Annotated in this window: 25 protein-coding genes and 1 tRNA gene; 9 read left to right on the forward strand and 17 right to left on the reverse strand. The window is 68.0% G+C overall.

Annotated elements, in window-relative coordinates; translation table 11 throughout:
• Window positions 1-30: 30 nt before the first annotated feature.
• Window positions 31-465: a redox-sensitive transcriptional activator SoxR gene (gene soxR / locus AU187_RS14555; protein ID WP_059098080.1), complete on the reverse strand. Its 435-nt coding sequence runs from the start codon at window positions 463-465 to the stop codon at window positions 31-33.
• A 37-nt stretch (window positions 466-502) separates the two neighbouring features.
• Here soxR and arcA point away from each other — a divergent pair, with 37 nt between their 5' ends.
• Window positions 503-1,714 carry an arginine deiminase gene (gene arcA / locus AU187_RS14560; RefSeq protein WP_172800279.1) on the forward strand — a complete coding sequence of 404 codons (1,212 nt, stop codon included), beginning with the start codon at window positions 503-505 and terminating at the stop codon, window positions 1,712-1,714.
• On the opposite strand, the gene AU187_RS14565 is transcribed toward arcA, so the two are convergent.
• On the reverse strand, window positions 1,711-2,535 hold the full coding sequence (locus tag AU187_RS14565; RefSeq protein WP_059098078.1) for a type IV toxin-antitoxin system AbiEi family antitoxin: 825 nt from the start codon (window positions 2,533-2,535) through the stop codon (window positions 1,711-1,713). The two genes, arcA and AU187_RS14565, sit on opposite strands and share 4 nt — an antisense overlap.
• 159 nt (window positions 2,536-2,694) lie before the next feature.
• On the reverse strand, window positions 2,695-4,143 hold the full coding sequence (locus tag AU187_RS14570) for a dolichyl-phosphate-mannose--protein mannosyltransferase (RefSeq protein WP_231740248.1): 1,449 nt from the start codon (window positions 4,141-4,143) through the stop codon (window positions 2,695-2,697).
• Window positions 4,144-4,260: 117 nt separating this feature from the next.
• On the opposite strand from AU187_RS14570, the gene rsmI reads away from it, so the two are divergent.
• Entirely contained in the window at window positions 4,261-5,097 is an 837-nt protein-coding gene (rsmI, locus tag AU187_RS14575) for a 16S rRNA (cytidine(1402)-2'-O)-methyltransferase (protein ID WP_059166881.1), read from the forward strand.
• Here rsmI and AU187_RS14580 read toward each other — a convergent pair.
• The 5 genes from AU187_RS14580 to metG all read right to left on the reverse strand — a co-directional run bounded on the left by AU187_RS14580 (window position 5,053) and on the right by metG (window position 11,494).
• Entirely contained in the window at window positions 5,053-6,303 is a 1,251-nt protein-coding gene (locus AU187_RS14580) for an aminodeoxychorismate synthase component I (protein WP_059098075.1), read from the reverse strand. The genes rsmI and AU187_RS14580 overlap by 45 nt on opposite strands.
• Window positions 6,304-6,394: 91 nt before the next feature.
• Window positions 6,395-7,321, reverse strand: coding sequence for an RNA polymerase sigma-70 factor (locus AU187_RS14585; RefSeq protein ID WP_059098074.1), 927 nt, complete (start codon window positions 7,319-7,321; stop codon window positions 6,395-6,397).
• Window positions 7,318-8,526 (reverse strand): NAD(P)/FAD-dependent oxidoreductase, encoded by a 1,209-nt coding sequence (locus AU187_RS14590; protein ID WP_059098073.1) that lies wholly within the window; start codon window positions 8,524-8,526, stop codon window positions 7,318-7,320. Before AU187_RS14590 ends, AU187_RS14585 begins: the two co-directional genes overlap by 4 nt.
• Window positions 8,527-8,588: 62 nt before the next feature.
• Entirely contained in the window at window positions 8,589-9,938 is a 1,350-nt protein-coding gene (gdhA, locus tag AU187_RS14595) for an NADP-specific glutamate dehydrogenase (RefSeq protein ID WP_059098072.1), read from the reverse strand.
• 8 nt (window positions 9,939-9,946) lie between these two features.
• The gene (gene metG, locus AU187_RS14600) at window positions 9,947-11,494 is read right to left on the reverse strand and encodes a methionine--tRNA ligase (protein WP_059098071.1); all 1,548 of its coding nucleotides are present in this window, start codon (window positions 11,492-11,494) and stop codon (window positions 9,947-9,949) included.
• A gap of 24 nt (window positions 11,495-11,518) precedes the next feature.
• Between metG and AU187_RS14605 the strand changes: the two genes are divergently transcribed.
• The 3 genes from AU187_RS14605 to rsmA all read left to right on the forward strand — a co-directional run bounded on the left by AU187_RS14605 (window position 11,519) and on the right by rsmA (window position 14,506).
• Window positions 11,519-12,367: a TatD family hydrolase gene (locus AU187_RS14605; protein ID WP_059098425.1), complete on the forward strand. Its 849-nt coding sequence runs from the start codon at window positions 11,519-11,521 to the stop codon at window positions 12,365-12,367.
• 91 nt (window positions 12,368-12,458) lie between these two features.
• Window positions 12,459-13,586: a resuscitation-promoting factor gene (locus AU187_RS14610; protein ID WP_059098070.1), complete on the forward strand. Its 1,128-nt coding sequence runs from the start codon at window positions 12,459-12,461 to the stop codon at window positions 13,584-13,586.
• A complete protein-coding gene (rsmA, locus tag AU187_RS14615; protein WP_059098069.1) occupies window positions 13,583-14,506 on the forward strand; it encodes a 16S rRNA (adenine(1518)-N(6)/adenine(1519)-N(6))-dimethyltransferase RsmA in 924 nt (307 codons plus the stop codon). Before AU187_RS14610 ends, rsmA begins: the two co-directional genes overlap by 4 nt.
• A gap of 31 nt (window positions 14,507-14,537) precedes the next feature.
• Here rsmA and AU187_RS14620 read toward each other — a convergent pair whose 3' ends face one another.
• Window positions 14,538-15,323: a serine/threonine-protein kinase gene (locus tag AU187_RS14620; RefSeq protein WP_059098068.1), complete on the reverse strand. Its 786-nt coding sequence runs from the start codon at window positions 15,321-15,323 to the stop codon at window positions 14,538-14,540.
• A 71-nt stretch (window positions 15,324-15,394) separates the two neighbouring features.
• Here AU187_RS14620 and AU187_RS14625 point away from each other — a divergent pair, with 71 nt between their 5' ends.
• The 4 genes from AU187_RS14625 (at window position 15,395) to AU187_RS14640 (ending at window position 20,281) form a co-directional block, all read left to right on the forward strand.
• The gene (locus AU187_RS14625; RefSeq protein ID WP_059098067.1) at window positions 15,395-16,369 is read left to right on the forward strand and encodes a 4-(cytidine 5'-diphospho)-2-C-methyl-D-erythritol kinase; all 975 of its coding nucleotides are present in this window, start codon (window positions 15,395-15,397) and stop codon (window positions 16,367-16,369) included.
• Window positions 16,370-16,731: 362 nt separating this feature from the next.
• Window positions 16,732-18,366, forward strand: a complete 1,635-nt coding sequence (locus AU187_RS14630) for a fatty acyl-AMP ligase (protein ID WP_059166882.1) — start codon at window positions 16,732-16,734, stop codon at window positions 18,364-18,366.
• Window positions 18,367-18,479: 113 nt separating this feature from the next.
• Entirely contained in the window at window positions 18,480-19,436 is a 957-nt protein-coding gene (locus tag AU187_RS14635; protein WP_059098065.1) for an ATP-binding cassette domain-containing protein, read from the forward strand.
• On the forward strand, window positions 19,433-20,281 hold the full coding sequence (locus tag AU187_RS14640; RefSeq protein ID WP_059098064.1) for an ABC transporter permease: 849 nt from the start codon (window positions 19,433-19,435) through the stop codon (window positions 20,279-20,281). The genes AU187_RS14635 and AU187_RS14640 overlap by 4 nt, the downstream gene beginning before the upstream one ends.
• 15 nt (window positions 20,282-20,296) lie before the next feature.
• Here AU187_RS14640 and pth read toward each other — a convergent pair whose 3' ends face one another.
• The 8 genes from pth to AU187_RS14680 all read right to left on the reverse strand — a co-directional run bounded on the left by pth (window position 20,297) and on the right by AU187_RS14680 (window position 26,405).
• Window positions 20,297-20,899, reverse strand: a complete 603-nt coding sequence (gene pth / locus AU187_RS14645) for an aminoacyl-tRNA hydrolase (RefSeq protein WP_059098063.1) — start codon at window positions 20,897-20,899, stop codon at window positions 20,297-20,299.
• 6 nt (window positions 20,900-20,905) lie between these two features.
• Window positions 20,906-21,586 (reverse strand): 50S ribosomal protein L25/general stress protein Ctc, encoded by a 681-nt coding sequence (locus AU187_RS14650; RefSeq protein ID WP_059098062.1) that lies wholly within the window; start codon window positions 21,584-21,586, stop codon window positions 20,906-20,908.
• Between the two features lie 137 nt (window positions 21,587-21,723).
• Complete coding sequence (locus tag AU187_RS14655) at window positions 21,724-22,596, reverse strand: oxidoreductase (protein ID WP_059098061.1); 873 nt, start codon at window positions 22,594-22,596, stop codon at window positions 21,724-21,726.
• Between the two features lie 29 nt (window positions 22,597-22,625).
• Entirely contained in the window at window positions 22,626-23,303 is a 678-nt protein-coding gene (locus AU187_RS14660) for an LpqN/LpqT family lipoprotein (RefSeq protein WP_059098060.1), read from the reverse strand.
• The gene (arsC, locus tag AU187_RS14665) at window positions 23,300-23,656 is read right to left on the reverse strand and encodes an arsenate reductase (glutaredoxin) (RefSeq protein ID WP_059098059.1); all 357 of its coding nucleotides are present in this window, start codon (window positions 23,654-23,656) and stop codon (window positions 23,300-23,302) included. The genes AU187_RS14660 and arsC overlap by 4 nt, the downstream gene beginning before the upstream one ends.
• 2 nt (window positions 23,657-23,658) lie before the next feature.
• Entirely contained in the window at window positions 23,659-24,639 is a 981-nt protein-coding gene (locus AU187_RS14670) for a ribose-phosphate diphosphokinase (RefSeq protein WP_059098058.1), read from the reverse strand.
• Between the two features lie 100 nt (window positions 24,640-24,739).
• A complete protein-coding gene (gene glmU / locus AU187_RS14675) occupies window positions 24,740-26,245 on the reverse strand; it encodes a bifunctional UDP-N-acetylglucosamine diphosphorylase/glucosamine-1-phosphate N-acetyltransferase GlmU (RefSeq protein ID WP_059098057.1) in 1,506 nt (501 codons plus the stop codon).
• 88 nt (window positions 26,246-26,333) lie between these two features.
• Window positions 26,334-26,405 (reverse strand) — tRNA-Gln (locus tag AU187_RS14680).
• Window positions 26,406-26,444 lie beyond the last annotated feature (39 nt).

A 26,444-nucleotide genomic window follows, 5' to 3' on the forward strand; every position in this document is an offset into this window, starting at 1 on the left:
CGATTCTATCGCACAGGCGTTCGACTCGGGTCAGAGCCGCACCGCGCCCGGGCCCTGGTTGGCGAGCATGTCTCCGGGGTTGGTGAGCGCGCAGGTCTTCAGGCTCAGGCAGCCACAGCCGATGCAGCCGGCCAGGTTGTCCCGCAGGCGCTGCAGATGCAGGATGCGCTCGTCGAGATCCTGCCGCCAACCCGCCGACAGTTTCGCCCAGTCCTTGCTCGTCGGCACCCGGTCGGTGGGCAGGGTGGCCAGCGCTTCGCGGATGCGGGACAGCGGAATGCCGAGCCGTTGCGACATCCGGATGAACGCGACCCGCCGCAACGTCTCCCGGGCGTAGCGGCGCTGGTTGCCGGTCGTGCGCCGGCTGTGGATGAGACCTTCGCGCTCGTAGAAGTGCAGTGCCGAGACCGCAACACCGCTGCGAGCCGACATCTCGCCGGGAGTCAGCTCGTGAATCAACTCCATAACATCAACCATAGTTGAGGTGACCTCGCGGGTTACGGTGCTAGATGTGACGCTGGGCTGCGACTCCGAAGTCGGGCGACTGCGCGCGGTGATCCTGCATCGGCCCGGCGCCGAGTTGCAGCGGTTGACGCCCCGCAACAACGACGCCCTGCTGTTCGACGGACTGCCGTGGGTGGCGCGGGCGCAGCAGGAGCACGACGCGTTCGCCGCGCTGCTGGCCGACCGCGGCGTCGAGGTGCTGCTGCTGGCGGACCTGCTGACCGAGGCGCTGTCGCACAGTGGCGCGGCGAGAATGCACGGCATTGCAGCGGCGGTAGATCCGCGCCGGTTGGGATTGCCGCTGGCGCAGGAACTTTCGGCGTATCTACGGTCGCTGGAGCCGGCGCCGCTGGCCCACGTGCTGATGGCGGGCATGACGTTCAACGAGTTGCCCCTGTCGGGGGCCGAGTTGTCGCTGGTGCGCCGGATGCACCACGGCGCCGACTTCGTCATCGACCCGCTGCCGAACCTGTTGTTCACCCGCGACTCATCGTTCTGGATCGGCCCGCGGGTGGCGATCACATCGCTGGCGCTGCCGGCGCGGGTGCGGGAGACGTCGCTGACCGACGTGATCTACGCGCATCATCCGCGGTTCCTCGGCGTGCGGCGGGCCTACGAGTCGCGGTCGGCGCCCGTCGAGGGCGGAGACGTGTTGCTGCTCGCACCGGGTGTCGTTGCGGTCGGGGTGGGCGAGCGGACCACGCCCGCCGGTGCGGAGGCGTTGGCGCGCAGCCTGTTCGACGACGATCTCGCCCACACCGTGCTGGCGGTGCCCATCGCTCAGGGGCGCGCGCAGATGCATCTCGACACGGTCTGCACAATGGTCGACGTCGATGCGGTGGTGACGTACCCGCCGGTGGTGGACTCGCTGTCGGCGTTCACGATTCACCGCGACGGCAGTGGTGGAGTGCGCATCGACGACGAGGTGCCGTTCGTGGAGGCCGCCGCGGTGGCGATGGGTATCGACAGGCTGCGAGTCATCGCGACGGGTCTCGATCCGGTGACCGCCGAGCGCGAGCAGTGGGACGACGGCAACAACACGCTCGCGTTGGCCCCCGGAGTGGTGGTCGCCTACGAGCGCAACGTCGAAACCAATGCGCGCCTTGCCGACGCGGGCATCGAGGTGCTGCCGATCGAGGCATTCGAACTGGGCACCGGCCGCGGCGGCCCGCGATGCATGTCGTGCCCGGCGGGCCGCGACCCGCTCTAGGCCCGCGACAGCCGTTGCAACCGCCACAACGGATACCCGCGTTCGGCGACCGCCATCCGCATCTTGCACATGATGGCCAGTGGCGTCGCATCGGCCGCAGCAATCAATGTCCATCCGGCCTTCTCCTGCATCCCCAAGCTGTCTTCGCCGAAGTCCACACCGACCATCGGCGCGTCGTAGCCCATCGCTACACGTGTGGAACAGCCGCCATCGGTCACCATGAAATCCGTTTTGGGCGGTGGGAACCCGGCATCGGACAGGGCGAGGCGGGTCAACGTCTCTCTCGGTGAACTCGACCCGTCGTCCATCAGTGCCACCGCTTCGATCGCATGCCAGATCGCGCGGCTGCCGCGGTAGCGGTCCAGCAACGGTTCTACTTCAGACGCCGTTAACCTGGTCGCGCGGGCAAGTGCGTCGAGGTGGACGACGGCGGAATCGCGCGGGGCATGGCGCGCAAGGTCCAGTGCGGTTCGTTCGGGCGTGGTGACGGGCAGCCCGGCGATCTCGGCAATCTCATCGGCTTCGATCCGCTCGTTGCGGACCCGTATCCCGTGAGGCGGTCGGCCGCAGCGCCAGATCAATTCGACGTCCACCTCTTGGTTCACGAGTCGCGCGCCATGCAGCACGGCGGCGGCGGCGCCGGCGATCACGCCATGCCGTTTCGGCCAGAGCCAGGCGCCGAGGATGCGCTGCGCCAGCTGCGGCTTTGCAGCGTTGATGCTGTAGACGTCTGGGAACATGCGCCGGTAGTTCCAGCGCAATTGCCGGCGAGTCAGTGCGCCACTGGCCACCGCCTCAGTTCCGACGAACACGTCCTCCATGCCGCAATGCTGACCAGGTCTACTGACATTTGCCGCTCCTACGGTCGAGATTGCATACAGGGTTGTGGCTCGCGATCGCAGCCATGGATGCAATCTCGCGTGTAGGACCCGGGACCCACCTATGCCTCTGTGCCAGATCCCCGGCCGTATCCGCTATCGCTATCGCCAGGAGGGCAGCCAGATTTGCATGTTCCACGTCGACTGTGAGATCGGGATGCCCGTCAGAATCGGATACATCCACGCGAAGTTCGTCAGAACCAGTGCGACATAACAGCTCACCGCGATCAGCCCGAGCGTTCGGCGCTCGGCGTTCTGGTTCGGCTTGTGCAGGATGTCGCCGAGGATCAACGCGATCATCATCACCATGAACGGCGCCATCGTCGTCGCATAGAAGAAGTACATCTGGCGGTCGATGTCGGCGAACCACGGCAGGAAACCGGCGCCGTAGCCGACCAGCGCCACCGCGTACCGCCAGTCGCGCCTGATGAAGGCCCGCCACACGGCCCAGGCCAGCACCGGCACCGCGAGGAACCACATCGCCGGTGTGCCGACCAGCATCACCGCCTTCACGCACGACTGCGCGCCACAGCCCGCCACGTCCTGGTTGTCGATCGCATACAGCACCGGCCGCAGCGACATCGGCCACGTCCACGGCTTGGACTCCCATGGGTGGTGGTTCCCGTCGGCGTTGGTCAGCCCGGCATGGAACTGGTACGCGGCATAGGTGTAATGCCACAGCGAGCGCAGCGCATCGGGAATCGGCAATGCGCTGTGCTCGCCGATCGACTGGCCGACTTCGTGGCGGTTCACGGCCGTCTCCGAGGCGAACCACGGCGTGTAGGACGCCAGGTACACGACGAACGGGATGAACACCAGCGCGTACAGCGACGGCCCCAGATCGCGCCGGAACGCACCCAGCCACGGTCGCGGCACGCGATATTCGCGCCGCGCGACGATGTCGAACACCATCGTCATGACACCGAAGAATGCGACGAAGTACAGCCCGGACCACTTTGTGGCACAAGCCAACCCGAGCAGCACCCCGGCGCCGAACCGCCACCACCGCACGCCGAGCCGCGGTCCCCACAGCGTCTCGCCGATGCGGCCCTCCAGCAGCGCGACGTGCATCCGCTCGCGCACCTGGTCCCGGTCGACGATCAGGCAGCCGAACGCGGCCACCACGAACATCACCAGAAACCCGTCGAGCAGCGCGGTGCGCGAGGCGACGAAGCTGACTCCGTCGGCGACCACCAACAGCCCCGCGATGCCGCCGACCAACGTCGACCGGCTGATGCGCCGCGCGATGCGCGCCACCAGCACGACCATGATCACGCCGCAGACGGCGCCCGAGAACCGCCAGCCCAACCCGTTGTAACCGAACAGCGCCTCGCCGATCGCGATCAGCTGCTTGCCGACCGGCGGATGCACGACCAGGCCGTAGCCGGGGTTGTCCTCGACCCCGTGGTTGTGCAACATCTGCCACGCCTGCGGGGCGTAGTGCTTCTCGTCGAAGATCGGCGTGCCGGCGTCGGTCGGCGACCCGAGGTTGAGGAACCGCGTCACCGCCGCCAGCGCGGCGATGACGGCCGTCATCACCCAGCCCTGCATGCGGTCGACGGGACCGAAGTCCGCGACAGGAACCTGCGGCGCGGGGCTGATGACGGGGACCGCGCGTGGCGCTTTGGTGGCGGGGGCGGTCACGAGTGCGATCGTAGGCTGTCCGGCATGACCCTCGGCCGACTGCTCATCGGCGCCACCCCACTTGGCCAGCCCTCCGATGCCTCATCACGGCTGGTCGACGCGCTGCGGGGCGCCGACGTCATCGCCGCGGAAGACACCCGCCGCATCCGCACGCTGGCCCAGGCTCTCGACGTCAGGCTCACCGCCAAGGTGGTCAGCCTCTATGACCAGAACGAGGCCTCGCGGGTGTCGGGCCTGCTCGACGAGGTCCGGGCCGGCGCGACCGTGCTGCTGGTCAGCGATGCCGGTATGCCGTTGATCAGCGATCCCGGTTACCGGCTGGTGACGGCGTCTATAGATGCTGGGGTAGCCGTCCATTGCCTGCCCGGACCGTCGGCGGTGACGACGGCGCTGGCGGTCTCGGGGCTACCGGCCGAGAGGTTCTGCTTCGAAGGGTTCGCGCCGCGCAAACAGGCTGCCCGCAGAACATGGCTGAACACCCTGGCGACCGAGCAGCGGACCTGTGTGTTCTTCGAGTCGCCGCGGCGGCTTGCCGGGACGCTCACCGACGCCGTCGAGGTACTCGGCTCGCAGCGACGGGCGGTGGTGTGCCGCGAGCTGACCAAGACGCACGAGGAAGTGGTCCGCGGCTCGCTCGCCGAACTGGCCGACTGGGCCGCCGACGGCGTCCTCGGCGAGATCACCGTCGTGCTGGCCGGCGCCGTTCCGAAGGCCGACCTCGACACGCTGGTGGCCCAGGTCACCAAACTCGTCGACGACGGCATCCGGGTCAAGGACGCCTGTGCCGAGGTGGTCGCGGCGAATCCAGGCGCACCGTCACGGCGTGAGCTCTACGACGCGGTCCTGCGTTCGCGCGCGTGATCCCGTGATCGGCGCCGCCTTGTGCAGGCACTCCTCCCACTCGCGACCGGGATCCGAATCGGCCGTGATGCCCCCGCCGACACCCAGAACCGCGTTGCCGGACGCGTTGAACTCGACGGTGCGGATCGCGACGTTCAACTCGCAGCCGGCGACGGGTGATGCGAGACCTACTGTGCCGCAATAAACTCCGCGTCGAACGGGTTCCCATCCGGTGAGCAGCTGGCGTGCCCGCGTCTTCGGCGTGCCCGTCACCGAGGCGGGCGGGAACGTGGCGTCGAGCACCGCCGACATCGGCACACCGACGTCCACCCGCGCCGACACCGTCGACACCAGATGCCACACCCCCGGCGCGGGTCGCACAGACAACAGCTCCGGCACCGTCACCGTGCCGACGTCGGCGACGCGCCCGAGGTCGTTGCGCACCAGGTCGACGATCATGATGTTCTCGGCGACGTCCTTGGCCGACGCACGCAGTGCCGCCGGATCGGCGGACAACGGCAGCGTGCCCTTGATCGGACTCGACGCGACGTGGTCACCACGCCGGCACAGGAACAATTCCGGCGACAACGACGCCACCGCGCCCCAGTCGCCGCCCAGGTATGCCGCCCGCGCGGGAGACGTGCGTTCGACGGCGTCGACGAAGAAGTCGATCGAAGGGCCGTCGAGTCGGCCGCGGAACTGTGTGCACACGCACGCCTGGTAGACCTCGCCGGCGGCGATCGCATCCAAGCAGGCCAACACCCCGCGCCGATGCGCCTCGCGGTCGGCCCCGCCCCACGCGACGCGAGCCGGCCGCGGTTCGGCAGGCACTCGCAGCGCGTCGACCACCCAGTCCGGAATCGCTGCGCCGGTGAGGCTTTCGAACCACCACCGTCCGTCCCGGTCCTGACGCAGCACACAATCGGACCAGCCGCCCGCAGCCTCGGGAACACGCGGGCCATTCCCATCGGCCGCAGCGTCCGGATACGACAGGTAACCGAACCAACCGCCGCCGACCGCATCTCCTGATCCACCCGGCGCCACGTCGAACACTCGCGACGCTTCGACGGGTGACACGTCGACCGTCGGCGCGATGACCGCACCCGAGCCGAACCAGTCGCCGATCAGCGCTGCGGGCGCGGCCAGCCCGCGCTCGGCCGCGGCGTACGCGACGGCGCGCAGTACCGCCGGGGCGCCGCCCAGGTCGCCGAGCAGGTCGATCCGCACGACCCCAGCTTGCTGTGTCCCGCGAGCAGACGCAAAGTGACCCGAAATTCCGGCGAAACAGGGCACTTTGCGACTGCGCGCGCAGGAAGAGTCAGCGGCTGATCTTCCGGGGGATCGTGACGCCGCCGAGCTTGTCCGGATTGCGCACCGCATACAGGTTCGTGATCTTGTCGTCGGTCACCTCGAACACGAACAGGCCCTCCAGGTGCTCGCCGGTGTAGATCACGACGGCCGGCGCGCTGTTGTACACCGCTGTGTGGAACCGCATGTCCGGCATATCCCGGGCCACCCGGAAAAGTTGGGCCATCAGCGCGGCCACCCGCCGCGCGCCGACGACGGGCCTGCGGATCGCGGTGGCCTTGCCGCCGTGGTCGGCGGTCCAGGTCACGCCGGGCGCGAGCAGAGCCATCAGACCCTCCACGTCGCCCGTCGCCGCCGCGGTCAGGAACTGCTCGGTGATCTGGGCCGTCCGGCGTTCGTCGACGGGGCCGAACCGCTTGCGCCTCGACTGCACGTGGGCACGGGCACGGTGCGCCATCTGGCGCACCGTCCCCGCGGACTTTCCGACCGCTTCGGCGATCTGGTCGTAGTCGAAGCCGAACACCTCGCGCAACACGAACACCGCGCGCTCGTCGGGCGTCAGCGTCTCCAGCACCACCAGCATCGCCATCGAAACCGATTCGGCCAGCACCACATCCGCCGACGGGTCGGTGTCCTCGAGCAGCAGCGGCTCGGGCAGCCACGGGCCGACATACTCCTCGCGACGACGTGCCCGGCTGCGTACCGCGTTGAGCGCCTCGCGGGTCACCAACTGTGCCAGGTACGACTTCGTGTCCCGCACCGTCGCGAGGTCGACGTCGGCCCAGCGCAGGTAGCTGTCCTGCAGCACGTCGTCGGATTCCGTTGTGCTGCCCAGGATCTCGTAGGCGATCGTGAACAGCAGCGGCCGCAGATGGGTGAACCGCTCGGCGTGGTGGCCTTCGCCGGCCGAGCCGGCTGTGGGGCCCGTGGTGGTCACGTTTCCGTGACCACCTTCGGAGCGAAGGCCGGCTGCGAAGGACGCGGGCCGCCCTTGAACCAGAACGAGGCGCCGGGTTTGCGCGCCTCTTGACGCTGTCCCCAAATAGTGCCCTTGCAGATGGCCTCCTTCACCTTGGCGCCGACGCGGCCGGCGATGAAGAAGTTCACCGGAGTGTCGTCCTGGTGACCGAGCTGGAGGATCCCGGCGCGCCGGCCCAGGCTGGTGCACGTCCCCGGCAGCCCGTACTGGAAACTCGCCGGGGCGGTGCCCGCGATCCGGCTCAGCACCGTGTTGGCTGCCTGGGGTCCGAGCTGTCCGGCAGACGCGCAGCACATCCGCAGCGGTACACCCGACGGGGAGGCGCAGTCGCCAGCGGCGACGATGCGATCGTCGTCGATGCTGGTCAGCGTCTCGTCGGTGAGCAGCCGGCCCAGTTCGTCGGTGTACAGGCCGCTGGCCGCGGCCAGTTCAGGCACGCCGAAGCCTGCCGCCCAGATGGTCAGTGCTGTCGGGCGCACCGCGCCGTCGGCGAAGACCACCGCGTCGGCGCGCACCTCGGTCACGACGTCGGCTTCGAGGATGGTGACGCCCAACTTGCGCAACGTCTTGGCGACCGAACGCCGCCCCGGTTCCGAAAGCGGCGTTGCCAACTGGCCACCGCAGACCAGCGTCACGTTGTGACCTTGCTCTGCCAGCTCGGCCGCCGACTCGATGCCGGTCAGTCCGCCGCCGACGACGGTGACCGGAGCGCCTGGACGCACATCATCGAGGATGGCCCGCAGCCGCTGCGCCTGCTCCAATTCCGCAATGGGGTAGGCGAATTCGGCTGCACCCGGCACCGATGCCGGTATCGCGCCGGTGCTGCCTACCGCGTAGATGACGTAGTCGTAGTTCACGGCGCGGCCCGACGCGAGTTCGATCCTTCGCGTGGCGGTGTCGATGCGTGTCGCGGTGTCGACCACCAGCTTGATGCCCTCGCCGAGCAGCGTGCCGTAGTCGACGGTGGCCTCGTAGTTGCCGGCGGCGTGCTGGTGCAGGCGGATCCGCTCGACGAACTTCGGGCGGGGATTGACCAGTGTGATGTCGAGGTCCCCGCGCGTTCGCAGATGGTTGGCCGCCAGTGTTCCGGAGTAGCCGCCGCCGATGACGACGACTCTCGTGTTGTGTGCGTTGTGTGTGTTGGGTGCGTTGTGTTCAGTCATGCCCTCTAGACACCGCTCGCCGCCGGATCGTGACAGAACGTGACGTGGGTCACTCTAAGCGGTCAGACGAGTCCGAGCGCCAGCATCGCGTCGGCCACCCGGATGAACCCGGCGATGTTCGCCCCCGCCACATAGTTGCCGGGTTGGTCGTACTCGTCGGCGGTGGCCAGGCAGCGATTGTGGATGCGGCGCATGATCTGCTCCAGCCGTTGCTCGGTGTCGACGAATGTCCACGAGTCCCGCGACGCGTTCTGTTGCATCTCCAACGCGCTGGTTGCGACACCGCCCGCGTTGGCGGCCTTACCCGGTGCGAACGTCACCCCGGCCCCCGCGAAGTGTTTGACCGCGGTGGGGGAGCACGGCATGTTCGCGCCTTCGGCGACGATCCGGCAGCCATTGGCGATCAGCGCAAGCGCCTCGTCGCCGTTGACCTCGTTCTGCGTCGCGCACGGCAGCGCGATCTCGCACGGCACGCTCCACACGTTGCGGTCTTCGACGAACGTGGCGGCGCCGCCACGTATCTCGGCGTAGTCGGCCACCCGGCCGCGCCGCACTTCCTTGATCTCCTTGAGGATCTCGAGGTCGATACCCTTCTCGTCGACGACATAGCCGCTCGAGTCCGAACAGGCCACCACGATGCCGCCGAGTTCCTGGATCTTCTCGATGGCGTAGATCGCGACGTTTCCCGAGCCGGACACGACGGCGTGCTTGCCCTCGAAGCTGTCGTTTTTGGCCTTGAGGATCTCGTTGACGAAGAACACGGTTCCGTATCCGGTGGCCTCGGTGCGGACCTGCGAACCGCCCCAGGTCAACCCCTTGCCGGTGAGCGTGCCGGACTCGTAGCGGTTGGTGATCCGCTTGTACTGCCCGAACAGGTAACCGATTTCACGCATACCCACGCCGGCGTCACCGGCGGGCACGTCGGTGTACTCACCCAGATGGCGGTACAGCTCGGTCATGAACGACTGGCAGAACCGCATCACCTCGTTGTCGGTGCGGCCCTTGGGGTCGAAATCCGCGCCCCCCTTGCCGCCGCCGATCGGCATGCCGGTCAGCGAGTTCTTGAAGATCTGCTCGAAGCCAAGGAATTTGACGATTCCGAGGTAGACGGACGGATGGAAGCGCAGACCGCCCTTGAAGGGGCCCAGCGCGGAGTTGAACTCGACGCGGAAGCCGCGGTTGATCTGGACCGTGCCGCGGTCGTCGACCCAGGGTACCCGGAAGATGATCTGGCGTTCCGGTTCGCACAGCCGCCGGATCACCTCGGAGTCGACATATTCCGGATGCTTCTCCACCACGGGTCCGAGGCTGGTGAGCACCTCGAACACGGACTGGTGGAATTCGGTCTCGCCGGCGTTGCGCCGCGCGACCTCTTCGTAGATGTCGTGCAGTTTTTCGTGCAGTCCGTTCACTTTTCGAATCACTCAGCCTGGTAGCGGGGGAACACGCCGGTCGGGGCCGGCAGGGCGGTGCCTGGCTTCAATCGGATACCGACGGCGGCGAAGGAGCGTTCGTCGGGGTCCTGACCGAGCAGGTCGAGCAGTTTGGCGGTCGAGTCGGGCATCACCGGCTGGGCCAGCAGTGCCGCGATCCGTACGACCTCCAGCGTCGTGTACAGCACAGTGCCGAACCGCCTCTGGTCCTCGGGCGACTCGGACTTGCGCAGCACCCACGGCTCTTGGGCCGAGAAGTACTTGTTCGCCGACCCCAGCACGGACCAGATGGCCTCCAGCGCCAGGTGCATCGCCACGGCGTCGTAGTGGGCGCGCACCCGGTCCAGCAACGAGTCGGCCGACTCCAGCAACGCGGTGTCCTCGGCGGTGAAATCGCCTGGCTCGGGGACGATTCCGTCGAGGTTCTTGGCGACCATCGACAACGAACGCTGCGCCAGGTTGCCCAACTCGTTGGCGAGGTCGGCGTTGATGCGCCCGATGATGGCCTCTTCGCTGTAGCTGCCGTCCTGACCGAACGGGACCTCGCGCAGGAAGAAGTACCGCACCTGATCGAGCCCGAACGTGTCGACGAGGTTCACCGGATCGATGATGTTGCCCACCGACTTGCTCATCTTCTCGCCTCGGTTGAGCACGAATCCGTGCGCGAAGACCCTGCGTGGCAACGCGATTCCGGCAGACATCAGAAACGCCGGCCAGTAGACGGCGTGAAACCGGATGATGTCCTTGCCGATCATGTGCAGATCGGCCGGCCAATAACGTCGGAACACCTCGGACGACGTGTCCGGAAAGCCCACGCCCGTCAGGTAATTCGTCAGGGCGTCCACCCACACGTACATGACGTGGTCGGGATGATCGGGTACCGGCACGCCCCAGTCGAACGTCGTCCGGGATATCGACAGATCGCGCAGCCCGCCGGAGACGAAACTGATGATCTCGTTGCGCCGCACGTCGGGCTCGATGAACTCCGGGTGCGCCCGGTAGTGCGCGAGCAACTTGTCGGTGTAGGCCGACAGCCGGAAGAAGTACGTCTGCTCCTCGGTCCACGTCACCGGAGCGCCGGTTTCCGTTGCCACCCGCACACCGTCGGCGCCGACGCTGGTTTCGGCTTCGGTGAAGAACCGTTCGTCACGCACGGAGTACCAACCCCGGTACGAGTCGAGGTAGATGTCGCCGGCGTCGTTCATCCGCCGCCAGATCTCGTTGGACGCTTCGTGGTGGTCGGCGTCGGACGTCCGGATGAACCGGTCGAACGAGATGTTGAGCTTGCGCTGCAGGCGCTCGAACACATCGGAGTTCTGCCGCGCCAGCTCGGCCGTCGGGATACCCAGCGCCTGCGCGGCCTCGGCCATCTTCAGCCCGTGCACGTCGGTACCGGTCAGGTAGCGCACGTCGAAGCCGTCCAGCCGTTTGAACCGCGCGATCGCATCGGTGGCGATGTACTCGTAGGCGTGTCCGACGTGCGGATCGCCGTTCGGGTAGGCGATCGCCGTGGTGATGTAGAAAGGCTCGCTCATTTGGCCTCAGCTTATGGTGTGGCGGTGAGTGAGAAGCGCCCAGGCAGAAGGGAGCAGCCGCCCGCCCCGGCGCCGCTGAGCCCGCTGATCGACGCGCACACCCATCTCGATGCGTGCGGCGCCACGGACCCGGCGAGCGTCACCGAGATCGTCGACCGCGCCGCCGGGGTCGGCGTGCAGGCCGTCGTCACCATCGCCGACGACCTCGAGTCCGCGCGATGGGCCACCGAGGCCGCCGACGCCGACGCGCGCGTCTACGCCGCGGTCGCCCTGCACCCGACGCGGGCCGACGCGCTGACCGAGGAGGCCAAGGCAGTCATCGAGCGACTTGCCGCCCATCCCCGCGTCGTCGCGGTCGGGGAAACCGGCCTGGACCTGTACTGGCCGGGCAAGCTCGACGGGTGCGCCGACCCGGCGACCCAGCGCGACGCGTTCGCCTGGCACATCGACCTCGCCAAGCGCACCGGTAAACCGCTGATGATCCACAACCGCGAGGCCGACGCGGGGATCCTCGACGTGCTGAGCGCCGAAGGGGCCCCGGACACGGTCATCTTCCACTGCTTCTCCTCGGGCCCGGAGATGGCGCGCACGTGTGTGGACCAGGGCTGGGTGCTGAGCCTGTCGGGCACCGTCAGCTTCAAGAACGCCAAGGCCCTGCAGGAAGCCGCGGCGCTGATTCCTCCGGGGCAGTTGATCGTCGAGACCGACGCGCCGTTCCTCACCCCGCACCCGTACCGCGGCGCACCCAACGAGCCGTATTGCCTGCCCTACACCGTCCGGGCGCTCGCCCGGATCATCGACAAGCCGGCAGAGGTAGTTGCGCGGGAAACTACCGCGACCGCCGCGCGCACCTACGGCCTTGCGAGTTGCTGACGCCGAGCCACTCCGTTACCGTGCTGTGATCGAAACCGGAGCGCTACCCCCGCAGCCGCATTCGGCCCGATAGTCGGAGATATACGACGTTTTGAACACTTTCACAAAACTCCATGAAGCGCGCTCGCCATTGCTACGTCTTCTGGTCGGTGCGACGCTGCTCGCACTCACTTTCGCCGGTGGCTATGCCGTAGCCGCGCACAAGACCGTCACGCTGACCGTGGACGGCTCCTCGACGACGGTGGCGACGATGAAGTCGCGCGTCATCGACGTCGTTCAAGAGAACGGCTTCGACGTCGGCGAACGCGATGACCTGTACCCGGCCGCCGATCAGCCGGTGCACCAGGCCGACACCATCGTGCTGCGTCGCAGCCGTCCGCTGCAGGTGTCCCTCGACGGGCAGGACAGCCGACAGGTGTGGACCACCGCATCGACGGTCGACGAGGCGCTCTCGCAGCTGAAGATGACCGACACGGCGCCCGCCGCCGCCTCGCGCGGCAGCCGGGTTCCGCTGGCGGGCATGTCGCTGCCGGTCGTCAGCGCCAAGACCGTGCATATCAACGACGGCGGGGCGATGCGCACCGTCACACTGGCCGCACCGAACGTCGCAGGTCTGCTCGCGGCCGCCGGCGCGCCGCTCGAGCAGCGCGACACCGTCGTGCCGGCCGCATCCGCGCCCGTGGCCGACGGCATGAGGATCGACGTCACCCGCAACCGGATCGAAAAGGTCGCCCAGCGCGTGCCGCTGCCGGCGCCCCACAAGCGCATCGAGGACCCGACGCTGAACCAGAGCCGCGAGATCGTCGAGGACCCCGGCGCGCCCGGCACCCAGGACGTGATCTTTGCGGTGGCAAAGGTCAACGGCGTTGAGACCGGCAGGTTGCCAGTAGCCAATGTCGTCGTGACGCCGGCCCGCGAAGGCGTGGTGCGGGTCGGCACGAAACCCGGCACCGAGGTGCCGCCGGTGTCCAACGGCGCGACGTGGGACGCGCTTGCTCGCTGCGAAGCGGGAGGTAATTGGGCTATCAACACCGGCAACGGCTACTACGGTGGCGTCCAATTCGACCAGAACACATGGGAGCGCAACGGCGGTCTGAGGTATGCTGCGAGAGCTGATTTGGCGACACGAGAAGAGCAAATCGCGATTGCTGAAGTCACTCGGGCGCGGCAAGGCTGGGGAGCGTGGCCGACGTGTAGCGGGAGGATTGGGGCGCGCTGACCATTCGATTACTCGGACGGACTGAGATACGGCAGCTGGCCAAACAGATCGATTTCCGGCCGCGTAAAGCCTTCGGTCAGAACTTCGTCCACGACGCGAACACGGTTCGGCGGATCGTCTCGGCGTCCGGGATCAACAGGAACGACCACGTCCTCGAGGTCGGCCCCGGACTGGGCTCGCTGACGCTGGCCCTGCTCGACCGCGGTGCGCGGGTGACCGCCGTCGAGATCGACCCGGTGTTGGCCCGGCAGCTGCCGGCCACGATCGCCGACCATTCGCACAGCGAGATCAACCGGCTCACCGTGCTCAACCGCGACGTCCTGACGCTGCGTCGCGCCGAGCTGGACGAGGAGCCGACGGCCCTGGTCGCGAACCTGCCCTACAACGTCGCGGTGCCCGCGCTGCTGCACCTGCTGGCCGAGCTGCCGTCGATCCGCACCGTGATGGTGATGGTGCAGGCCGAGGTGGCCGAGCGACTCGCCGCCGAACCGGGCGGCAAGGAGTACGGCGTGCCCAGCGCCAAGGTGCGGTTCTTCGGCAACGTCCGGCGTTACGGCATGGTGTCGCCGACCGTCTTCTGGCCGATCCCGCGGGTGTACTCGGGCCTGGTGGGCATCGAACGCCACGAGACCCCGCCGTGGCCCACCGACGACGGCTTCCGCCGCAAGGTGTTCGAGCTGATCGACATCGCGTTCGCGCAGCGCCGCAAGACGGCCCGCAACGCGTTCGCCGAATGGGCGGGTTCGGGCAACGAGTCGGCGCGCAGGCTGCTGGCCGCCAGCATCGACCCGTCGCGTCGCGGCGAAACGCTCTCGATCGCCGACTTCGTCCGGCTGCTGCAGCGGTCCGGTGAGGCCGACGCGCCTCCGGTCGGCGAACCCCACGAGCAGGAGCAGCAGGGTTCGATCGGCGTGCCCTGAGACGCGCTCGGAAGCCTCGGATCACCGGCAACTACTGCAACGCGCGGGCGATCAACGCGACGAGCTCGCGGCAGGACCGGTAGCGGTCCGCGGGCGCCTTCGACAATGCCTTGGCCATTATCGAGTCGAAAGCCCGCGGCAGCCAGTCGATCTCGCGGGAGAACCGCGGCGGCTGGCGGTGCAGGTGTGCGTCGACCAGACCGACCCGGGAGTCCTCCCGGAACGGCGGCGACCCGGTGACCAACTCGACCGCGGTACAGGCCAGCGCATATTCGTCGGTCGCCTCACTCGGTGCCCGGCCCGCGATGAGCTCGGGCGCCGAGTACGCCAACGACGCCTCCACCTGAGTCGGGCGCCGGCAGGTGTCGTCGGTGATCGTGACCGCGACCCCGAAGTCGATGAGAACGGCGCGGGCGCCGTCGACGAGGATGTTGGCGGGTTTGACGTCGCAGTGCACGATCGCGCGGTTGTGGATGTAGTCCAGCGCGTCGGCGATCTGGCTCAGCGCGGTGATGCGATCGGAGAGCTTCCGCAGGCCTTGCACCCCGCCGCCCGCAACCAACTCCATCGTCAGCCAACCGGGACCGCGCTCGTACACCGTGACGATGTGGGGATGGTCCAACCGGTGGGCGAAATCGAATTCCCTTCGCAGCCGTGCCAGCTCGGCGAGGTGGCGATGGTCTTCGTCGAGGACCTTCAGCGCGACCACTCGCGCCGCGTCCTCGGCGCCGTGCACCCGGTAGACGGTGGCGGATCCGCCGCGGCCGAGGACCTCGTCGACCACGTAGCCTTCGAACCGGTCGCCGGCGGACAGCACATTCCCAGATTAGTGCCGGTGACGGCCCTGACCCGGTGAGACGACTGCTGGTCACCAGATAGTGTCGTGCCGTGCCAGGCTGGAACGGAAACACCGCCTCGGAGTGGGTTCCCACCGGGTCGGTCACCGTTCGGGTGCCCGGCAAGGTGAACCTCTACCTGGAGGTGGGGGACCGCCGCGACGACGGTTATCACGAGCTCACCACCGTGTTCCATGCCGTTTCGCTGCTCGACGAGGTCACCGTCCGCAACGCCGACATGCTGACCGTGGAGATGTCCGGTGAAGGGGCCGAGTCGCTGCCCACCGACGAGCGCAACCTCGCGTGGCGGGCGGCGGAGTTGATGGCCGAGCACGTGGGCCGGGCGCCGGATGTGGCGATTGTGATCGAGAAGTCCATCCCGGTGGCCGGCGGGATGGCGGGCGGCAGCGCAGACGCCGCGGCGGTGCTGGTGGCGATGAACACGCTGTGGGAGCTGGGCGTGCCGCGGCGCGATCTGCATGCGCTGGCCGCTCAACTCGGCAGCGACGTGCCGTTCGCATTGCACGGCGGGACGGCGTTGGGCACCGGTCGCGGGGAGGAGCTGGCAACCGTGCTCGCCCGCACCACATTCCACTGGGTGTTGGCGTTCGCCGACGGCGGGCTGTCCACGCCTGCCGTGTTCGCCGAGATCGACCGGTTGCGCGAGACCGAGGAGTCCGACCGCAAGGCGCCGCCTCGACTCGACGACCCGGAGCCGGTGTTGGCCGCATTGGCGTCCGGCGATGCGGCTGAGCTGGCGCCGCTGCTCGGAAACGACCTGCAGCCCGCGGCGCTGCGCCTCGACCCGGGGCTGCGCCGCACGCTGCGCGCCGGCACCGAGGCGGGGGCGCTGGCGGGCATCGTCTCGGGCTCGGGGCCGACGTGCGCGTTCCTGTGCGCGTCGGCGAGTGCGGCGGTCGACGTCGGCGCACAACTCGCCGGCGCGGGGGTGTGTCGCACGGTGCGGGTGGCCAGCGGTCCCGTGCAGGGCGCGCGGGTGGTACCCGCACCGTCGACATCGGTGTGACGTCTGCCGCGAGCGCGCAACCTGGTACGCAAAACCCGCGAAATTCTGTACCCAGTTGAGCGCTCGACATCGGTTTGATAACGAGCCGGTGTGAGCCAGACCTCAATTCTCGCGAGAGTTTGGCGGCTACTTAAGAGTTGCTTAAGATGAGCGGCGGTGAAAACTAGCGGTCATGCAGCGGACGCGACTTTCTTCCCCACCGGAAACCTCGGTGGGAGTCTCGTCAGACGCGGCGTAGGTTCCGGTGCATCACCGATTCGAGACTCAACCGCTCCCGATTTGTGTGCGCGCCTCAGCGCTCGCGTGCCTGATCAGGCGGAGCATTACGCCAGGGGATTCGCTCTGGAGCCGAGGAGGTCGTCGTGAGCCGATTCACCGAGAAGATGTACCGCAATGCCCGCACCGTAACGACGGGCATGGTCACCGGTGAACCCCACGAGCCCATCCGCCACACCTGGGGCGAGGTGCACGAGCGAGCGCGCTGCATCGCGGGCGGCCTGGCCGCCGCGGGCATCGGCCACGGCGACGCCGTCGGCGTGCTGGCCGGCTTCCCCGTCGAGATCGCGCCGACCGCCCAGGGCCTGTGGATGCGCGGCGCCAGCCTGACGATGCTGCACCAGCCGACGCCGCGCACCGACCTGGCCGTGTGGGCCGAGGACACCATGACCGTGATCGGCATGATCGAGGCCAAGGCCGTGATCGTGTCCGAGCCGTTCCTGGTGGCGATCCCGGTGCTCGAGGAGAAGGGCATCAAGGTCCTCACGGTCGGCGATCTGCTGGCATCCGAGCCGATCGACCCCGTCGAGGTCGGCGAGGACGACCTGGCCCTGATGCAGCTGACGTCGGGATCCACCGGTTCCCCGAAGGCCGTGCAGATCACGCACCGCAACATCTACTCCAACGCCGAGGCCATGTTCATCGGCGCCGAGTACGACGTCGAGAAGGACGTCATGGTCAGCTGGCTGCCCTGCTTCCACGACATGGGCATGGTCGGCTTCCTCACCATCCCGATGTACTTCGGCGCGGAACTGGTCAAGGTCACGCCGATGGACTTCCTGCGCGACACGCTGCTGTGGGCAAAGCTCATCGACAAGTACAAGGGCACCATGACGGCCGCCCCCAACTTCGCGTACGCGCTGTTCGCCAAGCGGTTGCGGCGTCAGGCCAAGCCGGGCGAGTTCGACCTGTCGACGCTGCGCTTCGCGCTGTCGGGAGCTGAACCCGTCGAGCCCGCGGACGTCGAGGACCTGCTGGACGCCGGCAAGCCGTTCGGCCTGCGGCCCGACGCGATCCTGCCCGCCTACGGCATGGCCGAGACCACCCTGGCGGTGTCGTTCTCGCCGTGCGGAGCGGGTCTGGTGGTCGACGAGGTCGACGCCGACCTGCTGGCCGCGCTGCGCCGCGCCGTGCCCGCCACCAAGGGCAACACCCGGCGACTGGCCTCGCTGGGGCCGCTGCTGCGCGACCTGGAGGCCCGGGTCATCGACGAGCACGGCAACGTGATGCCGCCGCGCGGCGTCGGTGTGATCGAGCTTCGCGGCGAGTCGCTGACGCCCGGATACATCACGATGGGCGGCTTCATTCCCGCTCAGGACGAGCACGGCTGGTACGACACCGGCGACCTCGGCTACATCACCGACGAGGGCAACATCGTCGTCTGCGGCCGAGTCAAGGACGTCATCATCATGGCCGGCCGCAACATCTATCCGACCGACATCGAGCGCGCCGCCTGCCGCGTCGACGGTGTCCGTCCGGGTTGCGCGGTCGCCGTGCGACTCGACGCCGGTCACTCGCGGGAGACCTTCGCCGTCGCGGTCGAGTCCAACTCGTGGCAGGACCCCGCCGAGGTTCGTCGCATCGAACACGATGTCGCCCATGAGGTGGTGGCCGAGGTCGACGTCCGCCCGCGCAACGTCGTCGTGCTCGGACCGGGAACCATCCCGAAGACGCCCTCGGGCAAGCTGCGCCGCAGCACCTCGGTCTCGCTCGTCACCTAACCGCCTCGTGTCGCGAGCGGCCGCGTCTGTACGCGACACGCCGCGGAAAGTTGGCATTTTGCGGTCGCTCGCGCGGTAACAACTTGTCGGCGAGTGCCGATACGGTTCCTGTCATGCCCTCCCCACCCGCCGTCGAAGCCATCGACCTGGTGAAGCGCTTCGGTGAGAACACCGCGGTCGACGGCGTCAGCTTCACCGTCCCGCCTGCCACGGTGCTGGGTCTGCTGGGTCCCAATGGCGCCGGTAAGACGACCACGGTGCGGATGATGACCACGCTCACCGAACCGACCAGCGGCACCGCGCGCGTCGCCGGGTACGACGTCGTGCGCGAACCCGATCAGGTGCGCCGCAACATGGGCTTGGCCGGACAGGTCGCCACGGTGGACGAACTGCTGACGGGCCGGGAGAACATCCGGATGATCGGCGCACTCTACGGCATTCGCAAGAAGGCTCTTCGGCGGCTGGGAGACCAACTGCTGGAACAGTTTTCGCTCACCGACGCGGCCGACCGCGTGGTGAGGTCGTATTCGGGCGGGATGCGCCGCCGACTCGACCTCGCGGTGAGCCTGATCGCGTCGCCTCCGGTGCTGTTCCTCGACGAACCCACCACCGGCCTGGATCCGCGGAGCCGCAGCGAGTTGTGGGACGCACTGAGAAACCTGGTCAAGCATGGCACGACGTTGTTGCTGACCACGCAGTACCTCGAGGAGGCCGATCAGCTTGCCGACAACATCGTGGTGATCGACAAGGGGCGCATCATCGCGCAGGGGTCGCCGCTGCAACTCAAGCAGCAGGCGGGCACTGCCAGCCTGGTCGTGACCGTGGCGAAGGCAGAGGATCTTCCCGCCGCGCAGGCGCTGCTCGCCAAGACCGGCGCCGAGGTGTACGTCGACGTCGGCGCGCGCGAACTCACCGCCGCCGCCGACGGTCTCGACGACATGATCCGCGTCGCCGGCTGGCTGCGCGAGAGCAACATCGACGTCGACGACATGGGGCTGTCCCGGCCCAGCCTCGACGACGTGTTCCTCACGCTGACCGGTCACCGCACCGAGGAGGAGGTCGAGGCATGACCACCCTGACCGCGTCCGCGCCCGAGCGCGTCGAACCAGCGCACACCGGGCGCACCAACATCGCTCAGCAGTCGTGGATCATGGTCAAACGCAACATGATCCACACCAAGCGCATGCCCGAGATGTTGAGCGACGTGACCGCGCAGCCGATCATGTTCGTGCTGCTGTTCGCGTTCGTGTTCGGCGCTTCGATCGTCAACCCCGGTGGCACGAACTATCGCGAGTTCCTGCTCCCCGGCATCCAGGCACAGACGATCGTTTTCTCGGCGTTCGTCGTGGCATCCGGCATCACGGCCGACGTCGAGAAAGGCATCATCGACCGGTTCCGGTCGTTGCCCATCTCGCGCTCGTCGGTTCTGATCGGCCGCAGCATCGCGAGCCTGATCCACTCGTCGCTCGGGGTGGTGGTGATGGCGCTCACGGGCTTGGCCATCGGGTGGCGCATCCGCGGCAGCGTCGCCGAAGCGGTGCTGGCGTTCGCGCTCGTGCTGGTGTTCGGTTTCGGAATGATCTGGTTCGGCATCCTGATCGGGTCGCTGCTGCGCACCGTCGAGGCGGTCAACGGGGTGATGTTCACCGTGTTGTTTCCGATCACGTTCCTGGCCAACACCTTTGTGCCCACCGAGCCGATGCCGCACTGGCTGCGAGTGATCGCCGAGTGGAACCCGGTGTCGTCGCTGGCGCAGGCGATGCGCGAACTGTGGGGCAACGGCGGCCCCGCGCCGGAAAGCGCACAGCTCCCGTTGCATCACCCGGTGCTGGCCACCATCGTCTGGTCGTTGGTGTTGACGGCGATCTTCGCGCCGTTCGCGCTTCGCGCCTACGCCCGCCGTACGGGAGACTAGGGCGCGAGCGGCGGGCTATTCCCAGGCGTGGACGATGTTCTGCGCCGGCTCCAGGCCTTGCGCCACAAGGAGTTCGGTGGCGTCGGCGGCCTGCTCGCAGATCGTCGGGACATCCTTCCACTCGGCCGAGCTGAAGGTCGACAGCACGTACTTCGCACCGTCCATCCGGCCGGGCGGCCGTCCGATGCCGATGCGGACTCGCTGAAAGTCGTTGCTGCCCAACGCTGAACTCACCGATCGCAGACCGTTGTGCCCGGCCACACCGCCACCGAGCTTCAGCCGGATCCGGCCGAAGTCGATGTCGAGTTCGTCGTGGATCACCACGATGTCGGCAGACGACACCGAATAGAACTTGGCCAAGGGCCCCACCTGGCGACCGGACTCGTTCATGTAGGTACGCGGTTTGGCCAGCACGACCGGCCGTCCGCCGATGCGGCCCGTGGCCACTTCGGCGCCGGACTTCTTGTGCACCTTGAATCCCGAGCCGATGCGGTTGGCGAGGATGTCGGCGACGAGGAACCCGAGGTTGTGCCGGGTGGTGGCGTACTGAGGCCCCGGGTTGCCCAGGCCGACCACGATCTGGGGCCCCCGCCCTTGGCCAGGGGAGGGTTCGGCCACGCCGGACTACTCGGAGTCTTCCGAGGGTGCGGCTTCTTCGGTGTCGCCTTCGCCCTCCGCGGCCTCCGCCTCGGCGACCTCGGCGCCCTGCTCCTCCAGCGTCGCACCGCCGCCCTCGGCCTCCAGCTCCTCTTCCGTCGGCGCAGCGACGACGTTGACCACCAGCATCTCGGGGTCTGACACCAGCGTGACGCCCGACGGGAGCTCGATTGCGCCGGCGGTGAACTGCGTACCGACGTCGGCACCCTCGATGGACACGGTCAGGTTTTCCGGAATCGACTGGACGTCGGCCTCCACCTCGATCGTGTTGGCATCCTGCGTGACCAGCGTGCCGGGCGCGGCGTCGCCCTCGACGACGACGTTGACCTCGACGGTCACCTTCTCGCCGCGACGCACGACGAGCAGGTCGGCGTGCGTGATGGTGCGGCGGATCGGGTGGATGTCGAGCGCCTTGGTCAGCGCGAGCTGCTCCTTGCCGTTGATGTCGAGCGTCAGAACCGCGTTGGTGCCCGCGTGGCGAAGTACGGCGGCAAAGTCGTGGCCGTCGAGCTCCAGGTGCTGCGGGTCGCTGCCGTGACCGTAGAGGACCGCGGGCACCTTGCCATTGCGGCGGGCACGCCGCGAGGCGCCTTTACCGGTCTCAGTACGGACCGAAGCGGTCAGGTTGTTGGGGGCGTTCTTGGCCATGCGGTGGGTGCTCCTGTCGTGTACTCGGCACGGCCAGGGCTCAACCACTCGAAAAGAGGTTCGCGTCGATAACGGTGGCAGGCCACCCTCGCCGTGATCACCGGCAAGGGTAGCCGCAACTGCTGCTCGGGCCCAAATCAGAGCGCGAACTTGGTGCCGGTGAGCTGCTCGGAGAGCTCCCACAGCGCCGTCGCGGTCCGTGCGTCACGCGCCAGCGGGCTGCGCAACGGGGTCGGGCCGGTGGGTCCCCGGCTGCCGAACCGCGGGCCGACGAAAGTGTCCCCCGGCAGATCCTCGGCCACCGCGTACAGGGTCTGGCGGGCGCCGAACTCGGCGCTCGTGGCGAACAGTCGGTTGCCGGCAAGCCAGAACCGGGTGCCGAACTTGTTGCCGGTCTGGCCCTGCAGGTTGGTTGCGGAGTAGCCGGGGTGCGCGGCAATCGCCTTGACCGGCGAGCCCGCCGCGGTCAGCCGTCGTTGCAGGTCCTTGGTGAACAACAGGTTCGCCAGCTTCGACTGACCGTAGGCCGGCCACGCCAGATAGGGCCGTGCCTTCCAGTTGAGGTCCTTGAGGTTGATGCGGCCGATCAGGTGCATCATCGACGACACCGTCACCACCCGATCGGTGATCTTGGGCAGCAGCAGGTTGGTCAGCGCGAAATGCCCGAGGTGGTTGGTGCCGATCTGGCTCTCGAACCCGTCGACCGTCAACGCGTACGGGACGGCCATGATGCCCGCGTTGTTGACCAGCACATCGACGGCGTCAATACCGTCGGCGAAGGCCCGCACCGACCCCAGATCCTGCAGGTCGAGCTTGCGGACCTCGACGTCACCGGTGATCGCCGCGGCGGCCTCGTCGCCCTTGGCGGTGTTGCGCACGGCGAGGATGACCGTCGCGCCGGCGCCGGCGAGTTCACGAGCCGTGACCAGCCCGAGACCGCTGTTGGCGCCCGTGACGATGACGGTGCGTCCGGCGAAAGAGGGCAGGTCGGCGGCGGTCCATTCGCTCATGGCGACAGCCTAGTGAGCCGCGGCAAGAACTACCGGGGCGGCGGGGGTGCCTTCGGCACCGCGACGTTGAAGCCGCCGATGATCTGCTCGATGTCGCCCGACTCTTCGACGGCCTTCTCGGCATAGCCCGTCACCGTGAACTGGATCAGGTAGCGCTGCTTGGCCGGTGGTGCGCCGGTGGCGATCACGATGCGGTTGTAGCTGTGCATCCGTCGGCCGTTGAGGTCGTAGCTGCCCTCGATCATCGCCGACGGGAAACCCTTGAAGTCGTCCATCGAGGCGTTGAGGCGCCGGAAGTTCTGCGACATCTCGGCGGCGACGTACCCGTGCTTGATGGCCTCGCGCGGATCGAAGTCGCCGGTCAGCTTCATCACCACCAGCATCGCGATCGGATACGTCTCACCCTTGGCGATCACCCGTGTGCCGGGCGCGAAGTTGGCGTTGAAGTACGGCTCCCACCCTTTCGGCGTCGGGTATGTGACGGTCAGATCGGTGAGCTTCTCGGGGAAGACCGGGTCGCCGACCACGCCGGTCTGCTCGAGGTACGCCGCGACCGTCACCGGTTTGTCGCCGTCTGCCGGGGCGGTGGTCGTCGGTGACGACGACGTCGACCACACCGACTGGTAGTTGGGGGGTTCCGTGCCGCAGCCCGACGCCACAGCGACCGCGACCGCAGCCGCGAGAAGCGCAAAGCCCCGACGGCTCACAGAATCTCGCGCACCGCGTCGATCGGGCGGGCGAGCCGGACACCGTTGGAAGTGACGACGAACGGCCGCTCGATCAGGATCGGGTTGGCGGCCATCGCGTCGAGGAGTTCGTCGTCGCTGGCGTGGGCGAGACCCAACTCGGCGTAGAGCGGTTCCCGCTTGCGAACGGCGGTCCGCACGTCGATACCCGCCTCGGAGATCATCTTCGCCAGCTCGGCGCGAGTCGGCGGCGTCTTGAGATACTGCACGATCGTCGGCTCGATTCCGTTCTCCCGCAACAGATCCAGCGTCTTGCGTGAGGTCGAGCATTTGGGGTTGTGGAAGATGGTTGCGTCTGAAGCTTTCGAGGCCACGGCTACGCCGACCCGTCGAACAGGCTGGTGACCGAACCGTTGTCGAAGACGGCGCGGATCGTGTTGGCCAGCAAGGGCGCGATCGACAGCACGGTCAACTGCGGGAAGCGCTTGTCCTCGCCGATCGGCAGCGTGTTGGTGACGATCACCTCACACGCCCCCGACTCGGTCAACCGCTCGCGCGCGGGATCGGACAGGACACCGTGAGTGGCCGCGATGATCACGTCGCCGGCACCGTCCTGCTTGAGCAGTTTGACCGCGCCCGCGATGGTGCCGCCCGTGTCGATCATGTCGTCGGTGAGCACGCAGGTCTTGCCCCGCACGTCGCCGACGACCCGGTTGGACACCACCTCGTTGGGCTTCAGCGGGTCGCGGGTCTTGTGGATGAAAGCGAGGGGTACGCCGCCCAGGGAGTCCGCCCACTTCTCGGCGACGCGAACCCGCCCGGAGTCCGGCGAGACGACGACCATGTTGTGGTCGGAGTAGTTGTCGGCGATGTATCCGGTGAGCAGCTTCTGCGCCCGCATGTGGTCGACCGGGCCGTCGAAGAAGCCCTGGATCTGGTCGGTGTGCAGGTCGACGGTGACGATCCGGTCGGCGCCCGCGGTCTTGAGCAGGTCGGCCACCAACCGCGCCGAGATCGGCTCACGGCCGCGGTGCTTCTTGTCCTGCCGGGCATACGGATAGAACGGCAGGATCGCGGTGATGCGCTTGGCGCTGCCGCGCTTGAGCGCGTCGATCATGATCAGCTGTTCCATCAGGTGCTGGTTCAGCGGCGCCGGATGGCTCTGCAGGACGAACGCGTCGCAGCCGCGCACGGACTCGTCGAAGCGGACGAAGATCTCACCGTTGGCGAAGTCCCGCGCGGTCTGCGCCGTCACGGGGACATCGAGTTCCTTGGCGACCTGCTCAGCGAGTTCGGGGTGTGCCCGACCCGAGAACAACATCAAATTTTTGCGGTTGTCGGTCCACTCGGTGCCCACAGTGCGCCCTCAAGGTCGGGGATCGATACCGCTTAATCGTACGTAGCTTCACGCACCGGCCGTGCCCGGGTGGCCAGATCGTGAACAACAGGGGACGGGTTCAGGCTGTTTCGTCGTCGTCGGAGCCCGCCGTGTCGTCGGGGCCCGGCGGCTGACCCGATGCCTGAGCCGCCGCGGCGGCCGACGCCGAGCCGGGGCGTTTGCGCGGGACCCAGCCCTCGATGTTGCGCTGCGGACCCGCCGAGACCGCCAACGCCCCCGGCGGCACGTCGTCGCGTACGACGGTGCCTGCGCCGGTGTAGGCACCGTCGCCGACGGTGACCGGGGCGATGAACATGGTGTCCGATCCGGTGCGGACGTGCGAGCCGATGGTGGTGCGGCTCTTGGTCTCCCCGTCGTAGTTGACGAACACGCTCGACGCGCCGATGTTGCTGTGCTCGCCGATGTCGGCATCCCCGACGTAGGTCAGGTGCGGCACCTTGGTACCGGCGCCGATGGTGGAGTTCTTGGTCTCGACGAATGCGCCGAGCTTCCCATCGACGCCCAGCACGGTGCCCGGTCGCAGGTAGGTGAACGGCCCGACCGTCGCACCATCACCGATCACCGACGAGCTGCCGTGCGTGCGGCACACCGTCGCGCCGTCGCCGACCGTGACGTCGGCCAGGGTGGTGTCCGGCCCGATCTGGCAGCGACCGCCGATGCGGGTGCCGCCGAGCAGTTGGGTGCCCGGCTGCACGACGGTGTCGCGGCCGATCATCACGTCGACGTCGACCCACGTGGTGGCCGGATCGACGACCGTGACACCGGCCCGTTGGTGAGCCGCGACGATGCGCCGGTTCAGCTCGGCCGCCAGCTCGGCCAGCTGTACGCGGTCGTTGACGCCGGCGACCAGCATCGAGTCGTCGACATGCTTGGCCCGCACGACGTGTCCGTCGGACCGGAGGATCGCGATGACGTCGGTCAGGTACTGCTCCTGCTGGGCGTTGTCCGAGTGCAGCCGGCTCAACGCGGAACGCAGCGCGGCGACGTCGAACGCGTACACGCCGGCGTTGACCTCGGCGATCGCCCGCTGCGACGGGCTGGCGTCGGCCTGCTCGACGATCCCCATGACCTCGCCGTCCTGGGTCCGCAGGATGCGGCCGTAACCCGTCGGGTCGGGCAGCGTGGTGGTCAGCACGGTCGCCGCGGCGGGCCGGCCGCCGGCCTCGGCGTTGTGAGTCGCGATTAGGTCGGCCAGCGTGTCGGCGTCCAGCAGGGGCACGTCGCCCGAGGTGACCACCACGGTGCCGGTGAACTCGGGTGGCAGCGCCGACAGCCCGCACTCCACGGCGTGCCCGGTGCCCAGTTGCTGCTCCTGCACCGCGGTGTCGATGGTCCGGCCGAGCTCGGCGGCCAGCCGGTCGACCGCGCCCGCCACGCGCTCGCGGTCCATGCCCACCACGACCACGAGTCGTTCGGGCGCCACCTTGGCGACCGCGTGCAGGGCGTGCGCGAGCATGCTGCGCCCGGCCAGCGTGTGCAGCACCTTCGGGGTGTCGGACCGCATCCGCGTGCCCGCGCCCGCGGCAAGGACCACGACGGCGGAATCGCGATGGTGGTTGGTCATGAGGTTCCCCCTCCGCGCGAGTGACCGTGTTTGTACGCCGACACGCCGCTCTACGGTGTCATTTAGCGGTCGCTCGCCGCAAAAAGTGCTCCGTCGCCAGGACTCGAACCTGAACTATCTGAACCAAAATCAGAGGTGCTGCCGATTACACCACGACGGATCGATCAACTCGTGATGCTAGTCCAACGGTCGAGCTTCT

Origin of the sequence: Mycobacterium sp. IS-1556, assembly GCF_001499985.1 — a bacterium.
Classification (GTDB): domain Bacteria; phylum Actinomycetota; class Actinomycetes; order Mycobacteriales; family Mycobacteriaceae; genus Mycobacterium.

What these genes read in the sequence shown, in the direction of transcription:
- AU187_RS14640 (WP_059098064.1), top strand. Translation starts at nt 19,433, where the DNA reads ATGACCACCCTGACCGCGTCCGCGCCCGAGCGCGTCGAACCAGCGCAC.
- glmU (WP_059098057.1), bottom strand. Translation starts at nt 26,245, where the DNA reads ATGACCAACCACCATCGCGATTCCGCCGTCGTGGTCCTTGCCGCGGGC.
- AU187_RS14590 (WP_059098073.1), bottom strand. Translation starts at nt 8,526, where the DNA reads ATGACTGAACACAACGCACCCAACACACACAACGCACACAACACGAGA.
- AU187_RS14635 (WP_059098065.1), top strand. Translation starts at nt 18,480, where the DNA reads ATGCCCTCCCCACCCGCCGTCGAAGCCATCGACCTGGTGAAGCGCTTC.
- soxR (WP_059098080.1), bottom strand. Translation starts at nt 465, where the DNA reads ATGGAGTTGATTCACGAGCTGACTCCCGGCGAGATGTCGGCTCGCAGC.
- AU187_RS14650 (WP_059098062.1), bottom strand. Translation starts at nt 21,586, where the DNA reads ATGGCCAAGAACGCCCCCAACAACCTGACCGCTTCGGTCCGTACTGAG.
- AU187_RS14565 (WP_059098078.1), bottom strand. Translation starts at nt 2,535, where the DNA reads ATGGAGGACGTGTTCGTCGGAACTGAGGCGGTGGCCAGTGGCGCACTG.
- AU187_RS14655 (WP_059098061.1), bottom strand. Translation starts at nt 22,596, where the DNA reads ATGAGCGAATGGACCGCCGCCGACCTGCCCTCTTTCGCCGGACGCACC.
- rsmI (WP_059166881.1), top strand. Translation starts at nt 4,261, where the DNA reads ATGACCCTCGGCCGACTGCTCATCGGCGCCACCCCACTTGGCCAGCCC.
- AU187_RS14570 (WP_231740248.1), bottom strand. Translation starts at nt 4,143, where the DNA reads ATGCAGGGCTGGGTGATGACGGCCGTCATCGCCGCGCTGGCGGCGGTG.
- metG (WP_059098071.1), bottom strand. Translation starts at nt 11,494, where the DNA reads ATGAGCGAGCCTTTCTACATCACCACGGCGATCGCCTACCCGAACGGC.